This window comes from Moraxella nonliquefaciens (assembly GCF_001679005.1).
Classification (GTDB): Bacteria; Pseudomonadota; Gammaproteobacteria; order Pseudomonadales; family Moraxellaceae; genus Moraxella; species Moraxella nonliquefaciens.
This window is the reverse complement of sequence record NZ_LXTW01000006.1, coordinates 23,507-36,282: the sequence shown is the minus strand read 5'-3', so window position 1 is coordinate 36,282 and position 12,776 is coordinate 23,507. Positions and strand designations below refer to the sequence as shown.

Annotated in this window: 11 protein-coding genes; 4 read left to right on the top strand and 7 right to left on the bottom strand. The window is 45.7% G+C overall.

Annotation, left to right across the window (positions count from 1 at the left end):
* Positions 1-35: 35 nt before the first annotated feature.
* Both A7456_RS03355 and plsB read right to left on the bottom strand, forming a co-directional pair.
* Complete coding sequence (locus A7456_RS03355) at positions 36-677, bottom strand: lysophospholipid acyltransferase family protein (RefSeq protein ID WP_067007580.1); 642 nt, start codon at positions 675-677, stop codon at positions 36-38.
* A 60-nt stretch (positions 678-737) separates the two neighbouring features.
* Positions 738-3,380, bottom strand: a complete 2,643-nt coding sequence (gene plsB, locus A7456_RS03350; protein WP_082995419.1) for a glycerol-3-phosphate 1-O-acyltransferase PlsB — start codon at positions 3,378-3,380, stop codon at positions 738-740.
* Between the two features lie 178 nt (positions 3,381-3,558).
* Here plsB and A7456_RS03345 point away from each other — a divergent pair, with 178 nt between their 5' ends.
* From A7456_RS03345 to A7456_RS03335, 3 genes are all read left to right on the top strand, one after another.
* The gene (locus A7456_RS03345) at positions 3,559-4,485 is read left to right on the top strand and encodes an acyl-CoA thioesterase (protein ID WP_067007577.1); all 927 of its coding nucleotides are present in this window, start codon (positions 3,559-3,561) and stop codon (positions 4,483-4,485) included.
* 68 nt (positions 4,486-4,553) lie between these two features.
* Positions 4,554-5,702 (top strand): DUF1615 family protein, encoded by a 1,149-nt coding sequence (locus A7456_RS03340; protein ID WP_067007575.1) that lies wholly within the window; start codon positions 4,554-4,556, stop codon positions 5,700-5,702.
* Between the two features lie 117 nt (positions 5,703-5,819).
* Positions 5,820-6,422, top strand: a complete 603-nt coding sequence (locus A7456_RS03335) for a YqiA/YcfP family alpha/beta fold hydrolase (protein ID WP_227713252.1) — start codon at positions 5,820-5,822, stop codon at positions 6,420-6,422.
* On the opposite strand, the gene A7456_RS03330 is transcribed toward A7456_RS03335, so the two are convergent.
* The 3 genes from A7456_RS03330 to A7456_RS03320 form a co-directional block, all read right to left on the bottom strand.
* Positions 6,419-8,290, bottom strand: coding sequence for a cation:proton antiporter domain-containing protein (locus tag A7456_RS03330; protein ID WP_067007572.1), 1,872 nt, complete (start codon positions 8,288-8,290; stop codon positions 6,419-6,421). The genes A7456_RS03335 and A7456_RS03330 overlap by 4 nt on opposite strands.
* Before the next feature lie 129 nt (positions 8,291-8,419).
* Complete coding sequence (locus A7456_RS03325; RefSeq protein WP_067007569.1) at positions 8,420-9,955, bottom strand: catalase; 1,536 nt, start codon at positions 9,953-9,955, stop codon at positions 8,420-8,422.
* Between the two features lie 335 nt (positions 9,956-10,290).
* Complete coding sequence (locus A7456_RS03320) at positions 10,291-11,040, bottom strand: epoxyqueuosine reductase QueH (protein WP_227713251.1); 750 nt, start codon at positions 11,038-11,040, stop codon at positions 10,291-10,293.
* A gap of 98 nt (positions 11,041-11,138) precedes the next feature.
* On the opposite strand from A7456_RS03320, the gene iscX reads away from it, so the two are divergent.
* Positions 11,139-11,339, top strand: a complete 201-nt coding sequence (gene iscX / locus A7456_RS03315; RefSeq protein WP_066885339.1) for a Fe-S cluster assembly protein IscX — start codon at positions 11,139-11,141, stop codon at positions 11,337-11,339.
* Between the two features lie 81 nt (positions 11,340-11,420).
* Here iscX and A7456_RS03310 read toward each other — a convergent pair whose 3' ends face one another.
* Positions 11,421-12,269, bottom strand: coding sequence for an SPFH domain-containing protein (locus tag A7456_RS03310; RefSeq protein WP_067007566.1), 849 nt, complete (start codon positions 12,267-12,269; stop codon positions 11,421-11,423).
* Positions 12,270-12,317: 48 nt separating this feature from the next.
* Positions 12,318-12,767, bottom strand: coding sequence for an NfeD family protein (locus tag A7456_RS03305; protein ID WP_066893930.1), 450 nt, complete (start codon positions 12,765-12,767; stop codon positions 12,318-12,320).
* Positions 12,768-12,776: the final 9 nt, after the last annotated feature.

Genomic DNA, 12,776 nt, shown 5'->3' with positions numbered 1-12,776 from the left:
GCCAACATATTGATGGCATGCTAAGGGGCAGATACTCAGGGTTTTGACCGCCTTTGCAATGGCCCGGACATGTTGTCTGCATGTCTGCCCATCACACCATCATAATAAGCATAAATCTTTGGCAGGTCTGTTAAAATGTCGCCTGTGGGATAGAACAGGGGCATAAAGCGAACCTCTTTGGTGTTATAATCCATCGCCACAGGCAAGATGGGTACGTCTGCCCCAAGTGCCAGATAATAAAAGCCCGTTTTCCACTCATCAGTGTAGCCCCGAGTGCCCTCAGGCGACAGCCCCAAAAAGAGCGGTTTGCCAGTTTTAAAGCGGTTGATGTTGGCTTGTAATACCGAGCCTTTTTTATCCCTATCAATGGCGATGACCCCCGCCCATCTCAAAAAGTGCGACAGAATGGGGAGTTTAAAAAGCTGTTTTTTGCCAAGTAATTTGATGTCCACATCAAGAGCCAGCAGGGTGGGAATGGCATACACGCCATCCATGTTGGAGGTGTGTGGTACAGCAAGCAGTACCGCCTGCGATATGTTGGGAATCTCACCTGTGATACGCCAGCCTGCTTTGTCCAAAAAGGCTTTGGCAAGGCGTGGGGCAAATTTGCCATGACGGCGTGGCACTCTATCGCCTAGGGCATCAGGATTAATGGTGGGTAGGGTGTTCATGTCCATGGGTTACTCCTAGATAGAGCCTAAATGGGGGGGGGGCAAGGTGTGTGGATTGATGTGCCATTATTTACGCCCAAATTTACGTTTTTTATGCATCTCATCCATGACACTGTCAATCTCATCATCGCTTAGGCGGGCACTATGACGTAACAGCTCAATCATGTCAGGATTTAGGACGTATTTGGCGTGTTCTGCGATTTTGTCAATGCGTTCATCAAAGTCAATCATGCCCGTCTTAGGTTCAATATGGGCATAACCCATGCGTACAAGCGTATCTAAAAAACTGGTAAATAACGCCTTATCAAACATATCAGGCAAATCATCGGCATACAAAACCGATACCCTCTGCCCCAAAAAGTAGCACAGATTGACGACTTGTTCGGCATTTAGACGTCCTGTCCCTTGCTCAGACAATAAGGTCAGTGCCATAAAGTAGCGTTCTAGACTCTGCTGGGCAGGGGCAGCAAGCACGATAAGCTGTTGGTAGGCAGGCGAGTTGGTCTCAGGGGCACTGATGAGTGTATCACCCCATTTGACGACCAGATTTTCTTTGGCAAGCATGTCCAAAATCTCACCAATGGTGTCCTTGATACTGCGTTGCGAGTGCTTTAAAAACAGTTCGGTTTGTAAAAAGGGATACAAAAGCACGCTGATGTCTTCTAGCTTATCACGGTACATGCGTCCGTTGCGTTGTATCAGTGATGCGATAAAACTGGCTAGGATAAAGACGTGCAAGATGTTGTTTTTAAAGTAGCTTAGCAAGGGGGCTTGTTTGTCCGCCACTTTTATCATATCACCCAATACGTGGGGCGTGCGTTCAATGAGTTCCAACTGTAACCCATACGCTAAGATGTCTTTGGGGTGCATGTCGGTGATAAACGTATCGCCATCGTAGGGCAGAGCTTGGGCGATACGCTGATACAAGGCGATTTGTTCTATCGCTTGGGTTTCATCAAGGGCAGACTTTGGGGTAGACAGCAGTACCAGTGCCAGCAAGGAGACAGGATTGACGACCGCTGATTTGTTGATGTTTTGCATGATTTTAACACCAATATTAGCAATCATGGCGTGTGTTTGCTTTTTATTGTCCGCTTGTTCGTCAGGGCTTAGCATTAGGGCATCTTTGCCTGTTTTGACGTTAAATTTGTCCAAAAAATGAGTCAGGTGTAGCGGTTCACCAAAAGACAAATGCACCGTACCAAATACTCGTTCAATTTTTTGGGCGGTTTTAATCAGGCTAAGTAGGTTTTCACTTTCTTTGGGCTTGCCTTTGAGTTCACCCACATAAGTTGCCCCCTCCATGATCCGTTCATAACTGATATAAGTGGGAATAAAGACCACAGGTTTGGCAGGGTCACGCAAATAACTGCCCACGGTCATGGCAAGCATGCCAAGTTTGGGGGGCAGCAGGCGACCCGAGCGAGAGCGACCACCCTCAATAAAATACTCAATGGGTACAGTACGTTGCATGAGTGTGTGTAGGTATTCTTTAAATACCGTACTATACAGGGCATTACCCTTAAAGCTACGACGCATAAAAAAGGCTCCGCCGCCACGAAGTATCTCGCCGAGTATTGGGATATTTAGGTTGTCCCCTGCGGCGATATAAGGGATACGCAAGCCTCGTTTGTAGATGACATAAGATAAAAGCAGGTAGTCCATATGGCTGCGATGGCATGGCACATAGATGATTTGGCTGTCAGGGGCGATGGTACGTACTCGTTCAAAATGGCGAACCTCAACACCATCATAGAGTTGCTCCCAGAGCCATGTTAGAAAATGTAAAAAAAAACGCACAACCGAATGAGAATAGTCACTGGTTATCTCGCCAATATAGCCCGCCGCTTCTTTTTTGACTTCGACGATGGATTTGCCTGTGGTGGCAGATTCTTGTTCAATGGCGCTTTGTACCACAGATGATGCCAGAATCTTGCCTGTGATGTTGCGTTTATCGGACAAATCAGGCCCTATGATACTCGTTCGCTGTTTGTCCAAAAAGCCTTTTAGGGCAGTGGCGATGGTTTGGGTTAGGGCGGTGGCATTAATGTTGGCAGTGTCCGTTTGCTTAACCTCTTTTATGAGTGTGTGTAGCTCTTTGGGGGCGGCGAACTGTACGACCGTATCACGTCCCATGACACCGATGTTAAAGAGTTGTTTGGGAATGCTTGGTGTGCTCCATTCGTCCGCCATGAGCAGGCGAAGTAGGCTATCTTCTTTACTCGGAGCTCTGCCCCACAAGATGGTAACAACAACAAGTTGCACACGCAAAGTTGGGTCATCTAGGCAGGCTCTCACCAGACGCTCTAAACGTGGCGATGGTACGTTGTCCGAGCCGTGTCGGTGCTTTAAAAAAATGACCGATGCACTCTCTGTGTTTTTGCCAACAGTCGTACTGGCAAGGGCGGATGGTAAATCCAGCTCTCTGGTCTTGATGTCTACAAGCAGACTGTTAGAGCGTGAATATTCTCTTAGAACATAAAAAGTGGGAATGTCATCATCAAGCTCTGGCACCTCGCCTAAAATTTGTGCTTTGACTGCCAGTGATAAACCTTTGCCTGATAAATGCCGATAAGCTGATGGTCTGTTTTCTGTTCTTTTTTTGGGTTTGGTGGTGGCATTATCGTCGGTCAGGATAGAAGAGTTGGTACGTTTGGAGAAAATCTGAGACAGCTGAGATAACTGAGATGGCTTAGGGAATTTTAGCATAATGCGTACCATGGTTTGACAATATTCTTAGTATTTTAACATTTTTAAGCAAAAATGGACAAAAATTTTGTTATACTGGCAGTCTGCCATAAACGGCGTGTTTTGATGATACTTATCAATAAGAACCAACACCGTTTACCCTTAGCCTACCTTGACGATTTAGATATGTGGAGCAATTATGCCAAATACGCCTGATGCCAGTTTGATTTGTGAGCTGATGACGACCTTAAACCTAACTAAGATAAGCCCTGATGTGTTTTGTGCACCCAGTTTTGATTATGTGGGGGCTAGGGTGTTTGGTGGGCAGGTGCTTGCCCAAGCGATGATGGCAGGGGCAAAGAGCTTAGAGACGGACAAGCCTTGTCACAGTTTTCACGGTTATTTTTTGCGTGGGGGCGACATTCGTTTGCCTGTCATTTATCAGGTTCGTCGTCTGCGTGATGGCAGAAGTCTGTCCGCCAGACAAATCGTGGCGGTGCAAAACGTATCAAACAACCCTGATGACCCCACATCTGGTACAACCGAACAGGTCATTTTTACCATGATAGCATCATTCTCGCCTATGGAGGGTGGGTCAGATTATCAAGAGCGTATGCCTAAGTATCCATCTCCTGACACCCTACAAAATGAGCAGGAACTAAAAGATGCCCATGTTGATAAAATTCCAGATGCCCTAAAAGCTCGCTACTTGCGTAAACGCCATGTTGAGATACGCCCTGTTACGCCCAAAGACCCCATCTCACCAAAGCCCATGCGACCACGCCAAGCCAACTGGCTTCGCATCAATGGACTACAAGAGCAACCTGTTGCTATTCATCAGGCTCTGCTTGCCTTTGCATCGGATTTTTATTTGGTTGGCACAGCGCTTATGCCACATGGACTTAGCTTTATGACCAAAGGTTTGCAGGTGGCGAGTATTGACCACAGCATGCATTTTCATCGCCCCTTTGATGTCAGCGACTGGTTACTGTATGACATGTGGAGCGACACCACCAGTCATGCCAAAGGACTAAACCACGGACAATTTTGGCAAGATGGCAGGCTCGTTGCCACAACCCAACAAGAAGGACTCATGCGACTGGTTGATGATGAACGTGCGATGTAGTTGATGATATAAAAACACATACACCCAATAGACCTTTTTGGTTCATCGTGTCTTTATGGTACTTTTTTATGAAAAATTTGCCCTTATGCCTTGTTTTGTTTGGTACAGTCATCTTGACCGCCTGCACCCAAAATACGCCCCAAACGCCCACGCTGTCAGCCCATGAGATTGCCAAAGTGTTGCCGAATCGCTCACAAGATAAGGCAAGTTGGGCAGGCGATATTGAAGCGGTATTTGACACGCTAAAACTGCATAAGGACAAACAGAACATATGTACCGTGGTTGCTGTCATTGACCAAGAATCCAACTTTCATGCCGACCCTGCTGTTGCCAATCTCGGACAGGCATCCTTGCGTGCCATTGATGATAAGTTGGAGGATAAATTGGGCAAACAACTCGCTGGATTATTTCGCTCCATGCTTGCCACGCATCCTACCAACACCAACAGCTTTGAGACCCAAATCAAAAAGGTAACAACCGAAAAGCAGTTAGATGAGCTATACCAACAGATATTTGACCATTTTAGCAGTACCTACAAAGTCAGCGGGGTCAATCATCTGACCAAACTCACAGGCGAGAGCCTTGATGAGCGTCTAAATCCCATCACCACACTAGGTTCTATGCAAGTGCATATCAACTACGCCAAACGCCATCGCCGAGCCAACATGAACGATCGCACTTTGCGTGCTGATATGTATGAACAATACGGCGGTCTGTACTATGGCATTCATCGCTTGATGATGTATCAGGCGGACTATGATAAGCCCTTATACCGTTTTGCTGATTATAATTCAGGGGTGTATTCTAGTCGTAATGCTGCTTTTCAAAAACGTGTGGCAAGTCTGACAGGCATCAACCTTGATATTGATGGCGACTTATTGTTATATGATAATGGTACGGTCAGCAGTAGCAAATCACAGACCGAAACGGCACTCATCAAACTGCTTGCCACTGCCAAAACACCGCTAAGCCCTGCCCAAATCAGAAGCGACCTAAAAAAAGAAAAGAAAGCGAGTTTTGAGCAGACTGCCACTTATCAAGAGATAGGTGAGCTGTTTAAAGCCAAATACAAAAAAGACCCCACTTATGCCATCATGCCACAGGTTGTGATTAGCAGTGCAAAGATGAAGCAGGACAAAAACACCAACTGGTATGCCACCAATGTTGACAGGCGTTATAAAGCATGTATGGCACTGGCAGACAAGCTGGGCAAATAAACCACGTCATCTCATGATTGAATTTGGACTGGTTGAATTTGGACGAACAAAGACATCAATATTAGCCAAAACTCATCTGTTAATCTTACATATTTTACAATCAACACAAGCCATAATATGACCATGACCATCATCTATTTACACGGCTTAGATTCTGGCCCGAACGCCAACAAAGCCATCATCACCGCAAGCCATGCCAAAGAGTATGGTATAGACACATTACGCCCCAATTTGAACTACCCGCCCGATGATGTGGTAGATAAGCTTTTGAGATTGATACAAAAAAACCCAAATGCTGTGCTGGTTGGCTCATCTTTGGGTGGGTATTTTGCCACATTAATGTCTGACATGACAGGCATGCCTGCACTGCTTCTAAATCCAAGCATACGCCCTGATTTGAGCTTTGTGCGATTTTTAAAGGGTAATTTTGATAGGCAATTACTCACAGATGATGCCATTATTTACACCACAACAGGGGGCTGGCAAATTCGCCATGGTGATTTGGCGTGGTTTGAAAAGCATCGCTTAACCGTCAAAAATCCTCATAAAATCAGAGTGCTACTAAAAATGGGCGATGAGTTACTAGATGCCCATGCCACCAAAGTCTTTTTTGAAAGTCGTGGGGCGGATGTTCTTGCCCAAGATGGGGGCGACCATAGAATGAGCGATTATGACAAGCAGGTAGGGCGTGTTGTGGAGTGGGTGAGAATTCATTGCTAACTGATCCCTTTCTTTGTTCTCGTCCAGCATTCGGGGTCTTCTTGCCAGTCTACGCTCTTTCCACGGCGTATTGCACTCATCATCTGGTTTGTCTCTTCTCGTAAGTTCTTGATAAGATTCATCATCTCATCATTGTCATAGACTGATACGGCAGGGTCATACAAATGGGAGGCACGTCCCAGATGATGGCGTTCACGGGCTTCATAAAACTTGGTCAGCTCACGGGCCTTATCACGGGACAGCCCAAGCTGTTCTAGTACAATGCGACCACTACGAATGGCAGAATCTGCGGTCTCTCTGATGATGTAATTTGCCCCAGCATGGTGCAAATCAAAGGTATGACGAGCATCATACGCTCTGGCCAAAATCGTCACATGTGGATAATGACGGCGAACAAAATGGATGATGTCCGTGGATGCTTGTTCGTTGGCAAGGCAGATGACGAGCATTTTGGCGTTTTTTAGTCCAATGCTTTTTAACATATCAGGGCGTGTGGCATCGCCATAATAGGTCTGTATGCCAAATTTGGCAAGACCCTCAATCATCTCCACATGGTTATCAATGACGGTTGTATGAAATCCACATGCCATCAAAAGACTGTTGACTTGTTGTCCAAAGCGACCATGCCCTAAAATCACCACCTCTGCTGTATGGGTGATATCGTCATTGGTGGGAGCAGGTTGTTCATCTTTTAAGACTTTTTTGGCAAAGACCTTTTCATAAACGACAAAACAAAGTGGCGTCAAAATCATGGACAGAGCAACCACCAACAGGATTTTATCACTCAGCTCTTTTGGTAAAACTCGGGCGTGATTGGCAATAGAAATTAGCACAAAGCCAAATTCTCCCGCTCCTGCCAGCGATAGGGTAAGGAGCTTGTTAGCTAAGGGATTTAGTTTAAACAATCGCCCAAGCCCATATAGTACCATCCCTTTTAGGGTCATAACCCCAAGCGTGATGGCGATAATCTCAGTCAGGTTGGATTTTAGCAAGGTAAAATTCATACTCGCCCCCACCGTGATAAAAAATAGCCCCAAAAACAGACTCTTAAAGGGGTCAAGCTGACTTTCCATTTCATGACGATAAGGGCTGTTGGCAAGGGCAACCCCTGCAATAAACGCCCCCAACGCAGGCGATAACCCCACAAGCGACATCAGCGTGGCAATGCCAACCACCACCGTGAGCGTAAACACCAAAAACATCTCATGAATACGATAACGGCTAATCATTTGCAAAAAAAATGGCACAGCATACCGCATGAGCATGACAATAAAAGCCACTGCCCCCACACCCACCAAAGCAATCACCCAACCATCCATACCAGATAACAGATTGTTTGGTTCATGTTGCACACTTGACATGCCAAGTAAGGGCAACAGGGTCAGCATGGGAATGGCGGCGACATCTTGAAACAATAACACGGCAAAACCTGATTGACCGCCTTGGGTGCTGATGAGTTTTTTCTCAGCGAAAGTTTGTAGGACAATGGCGGTGGATGACAAGGATAAAATACAGCCCAATGCCACACCGATTTGCCATGATAAGCCAAACAGCATGGCAAGTGCCGTAATTCCAAACAGACTAAGCCCCACTTGAAGTCCGCCCAGTCCGATGAGCTTATGACGCATCTGCCACAGCATCTTTGGGGCAAGCTCTAAGCCAACAATGAACAGCATCATCACCACACCAAATTCAGCAACATGTCCAATACTTTGGGTCTCCTTACCAACAAAACCAAGCACAGGCCCTATGGCAATCCCCGCCAAAAGATAGCCCAAAACTGACCCCAAACCTGCTCGCTGACTTATCATGACCGCAAGCACGGCAAAGGATAGGTAAATAAAAGTGTAGAGAAGAAGTTCGGTCATGGGTGAAGATATGGTTGATTGTCTTTGATGATAAAATTGTAAAGCAAATTTTGGGGATTGTATAGCTTTTATTAAAGGATTAACATAAAAAACACCGTCTCACTAGACGGCATTTTTTACAACTGCTTTTTATACCATAGGTGGCAGGCAACTGGACAGATGGCGAGCAGGGTCGCTCTCATACGCATTTTTGGCATCTTCAACCGTAAGACCTAACGCTTTGGCCACACCCATGGCATAATCAGGGTGGCATTTATCGCAATTACGGATATGGCGGTATTTAATAAAATCAGGGGCATCGCCCATCGCACGAGCCGTATTACCAAACAACGCCTGTTTTTGCTCATCGCTCATCAACTCAAACAAGGCTCTGGGTTGGCTAAAATAATCATCATCATTCTCACGATAATCCCAAAACTTAGCATCGCCATGAATTTTTAATGCTGGCTCAGCCAAATGTGGCTGGTCTTGCCACTGCCCAAAGCTGTTTGGTTCATAATGTGGACGACCGCCATAGTTATCGCCCACTCGCCCTTGTCCATCTCTTTGGTTTGAGTACACAGGACAGCGTGGGGCATTCACTGGAATTTGGTTACGATTGACACCCAAGCGATAACGCTGGGCATCAGCATAGTTAAATAGGCGTGCTTGAAGCATGCGGTCAGGAGACACACTGATACCCGGGACTAGGTTGCTTGGGGCAAAGGCAGATTGTTCAACGTCTAAAAAGAAGTTTTCAGGGTTTTTATTTAACTCAAACTCACCCACTTCAATGAGCGGATAGTCTCCTTTTGGCCACACTTTGGTTAAATCAAATGGGTGATAAGGCACAGTTTGGGCATCGGTTTCTGGCATGATTTGCACATACATTGTCCATTTTGGGAAATCGCCACGCTCAATGGCATCAAACAAATCACGCTGATTGCTCTCACGGTCTTTACCAACCACCATTTCAGCTTCGGCATCTGTCAAATTTTCAATGCCTTGTTGGGTGCGAAAGTGAAATTTGACCCAAAAGCGTTCATTATCAGCATTGATAAAGCTATAAGTGTGCGAGCCAAAGCCGTGCATATGACGATAAGATTTAGGAATGCCACGGTCGCTCATCACAATGGTAACCTGATGAAACGCCTCTGGCAGCAGTGTCCAAAAATCCCAGTTATTGGTGGCAGAACGCATGTTGGTGCGTGGGTCTCGTTTGACCGCTTTATTTAAATCAGGGAATTTTTTTGGGTCTCTTAAAAAGAAAACAGGCGTGTTATTACCCACCATGTCCCAATTACCCTCTTCGGTATAAAATTTTAGGGCAAAACCACGAATATCACGCTCAGCGTCCGCCGCCCCCCGCTCGCCTGCCACGGTGGTAAAACGAGCGAACATCTCAGTTTTTTTGCCCACTTCGCTAAAAATCTTAGCACGAGTGTATTGGGTGATGTCGTGGGTTACCGTGAATGTGCCAAATGCGCCTGAGCCTTTGGCGTGCATGCGACGTTCTGGAATGACCTCTCGGGCAAAGTCGGCAAGTTTTTCGTTGAGCCATAAATCTTGGGCAAGCAGCGGCCCTCTTGCACCTGCGGTCATTGAATTTTGGTTGTCAATAACAGGCGCGCCATTACTGTGGGTTAATACGGTGCCTGAGTAGGGGCATTTTGGGATATCGGTCATGATAAATCCTATGGTTACGGTGTATTTTGATTGAGAGTATAACAAAGCAAGACATGCTTGTCGGTTAGCGTATGTAAACAATACAAATGACACTCATTGCTGAATTGCTTTTGCTCGGTTTGTCAATTTATGGGGCTATTATAGGCAGGATTGATGATTTGGTAAATCATAATATTTTGATGTTTTTATTTGATTTTTTAAATTGAAAAAACTTTGATAAATTTAATTTTTGATTTAAAAAATAGATTGTATCATGGTGGGGTCATTATCATCGTGGTTTTTTGTCTGCCGTGTTGCCAATAAAAAAGCGGATGACACATATCCGCTTTATTTGGTTATTCCTCATCACCGTAGTACTTGACCCCAATTTTGATGGGTTCTCGTCCTTGGCTGCGGCGAAAATTATTGGTATCACGCAGTGAGTAAGCACAGCCACAGTATTCTTGTTGATAAAAATGCTCTCGTTTGCTAATCTCAATCATACGGCTACTGCCACCGCCTTTACGCCAGTTAAAATCCCAATATTCAAGGTCATCATAAGGGGCAGCGGCACGATGACCACAGTCATTGATTTGTGCCATGTTCTTCCAACGTGAGATGCCCAAAGAACTGGTTATCACAGGAAAACCATGCTCGTGGGCGTATAGGGCGGTGCGTTCAAATCGCATGTCAAAGCACATGGTACAACGTCTGCCACGCTCAGGGTCTTGCTCCATGCCTTTGGCACGGGCAAACCAGTTATCCATGTCATAATCAGCATCAATGAATGGTATGCCATGCTTTTGGGCAAAGGCGATGTTTTCGTTTTTGCGAATTTCGTATTCTTTTTTGGGGTGAATGTTGGGGTTATAAAAATAAATGGTAAATTCAATGCCACTGGCAAGCATCGCCTCCATGACCTCGCCCGAGCAGGGGGCACAACATGAGTGCAGCAGTACTTTTTTATGTCCGTTGGGTGGGGTCAAAATGGGGCGGTCAATCGGTGTTAAATGTGGATTGCTTGGGTCGGCTTTGGCGATTTGTGGTTTGCCTTTACGTTGATTTTGATTGTGATTTTGATTGGAGGTGTGGGTTTGTACGTTCATAATGATAACGATGATAAATAAAAATGGCGATTATTATAGCACTCATTTAAATTTTTTGCTAAAATTTGCATGAAACTTACATTAAAAAAGGTTTTTTTATGAAACTCAACTGGCACGACAGCTTAGATATTGCCATTGCACTTGCCGAAAAACACCCTGATGTGGACGTGCAGTATATTCGCTTTACCGACCTGCACCGCTATGTGTGCGAGCTTGATGACTTTGTGGGCGAACCTGATAAATCAAGCGAAGCCATACTTGAAGCCATTCAAATGGCATGGCTTGATGAATTGGATTAAATTGATAAATTGGATGGATTTTAAAAATCTATCCATAAAAGATGGCATCATGACCACTTTTTGATAATCCACTTTTGACCATCAACCCTTTAACTTATCACCGACCAGCCCTTTGACTGTGTTTAGAATGTCAGCAGGCAATACAACGGTTTTGGCATTATTAGATTGTGCCATCTCATTCATTGCCTTGATGTATTGTTCACCCAAAAGGTACACCACAGGCATTTCTTTTCCGTCCATCGCCGATGAGATAAGACGAATGGATTCTTCGGAACCTCTGGCAAGCACTACCTGAGCTTCTGCATCACGGCGAGATGCTTCTAATCGTCCATCCGCCTCCAAGATGGCGGCCTGCTTTTGCCCATCTGCTCGGGTTACCATCGCACGGCGTCCTCGTTCGGCAGCCGCTTGCTCTTCCATTGCCATCTGCATGGTCTGTGATGGTTTGATGTCTTGGATTTCCACCGTTTTTAGGGTAATGCCCCAATCGGCGATGTCGTCTGATATGGCGTGTTTGAGCTGGGCTTTGATTTGGTCTCGGCTGGATAAAGCATTATCCAAATCCATCTCACCGATGATAGAGCGTAAGGATGTTTGCACCAGATTGCGAATGCCATATTCATAATCTTCAATGCCATACACAGCATATTCTGGCTGGATGATATTAATATACGCTACCGCATTGGCGATGATGACCACATTGTCTCGGGTGATGACCTCTTGACTTGGGACATCAAGCACGATGTCTTTGGTGGTGATTTTATAGGCGACCGTATCAATAAAGGGAATGATAAAATTCAAGCCCGGCTCTAAGGTCTGATGGTATTTCCCCAGTCGCTGAACTACCCATTTATAGCCCTGTGGTACGAGTCTGACGCCCTTAAAAATGGTAAAGACCACAAATGCCACCAAGACAAATAAAACTTCCATAATAAACCCCTGTCTAAAATTTAATAAATAAAACCCAATAAGTCCGTATCACTTACGCCGAACCACCAACTCATTACCGAGTATCTGCACCACCACGACCCTGTCGCCCGCCTGCAACACCTCGCCATCTGTCCCACGGCACAGCCATTCATCAGAGCCAACCTTTGGCACGCTAAACCGAACTTTGCCAAGTCTGTTCGCACTTGGGGCGTGGGTGAGCATGCCTATCTCGCCGATGATGACACTGCCCCCAAGTCCTGCGGTTGTGCGAGTTTTTATGTTGGGTTGGATGAATTTAAACCATGACAGGCATAAGATAACCGACAGCACAAGCCACAAGATGACCTCTGTCCCAAAGCCTAAGCCAAACGCCCAGGCAAGCACTGCCGTTACAACAGCAGACGCTCCGAACCATAGCAGAAAAAAGGTTGGCACGAACATCTCTAATATCATGAGAATTAGCCCAAAAATCAACCAGTGCCAAGGGTATACATTCATCAGCTGTCC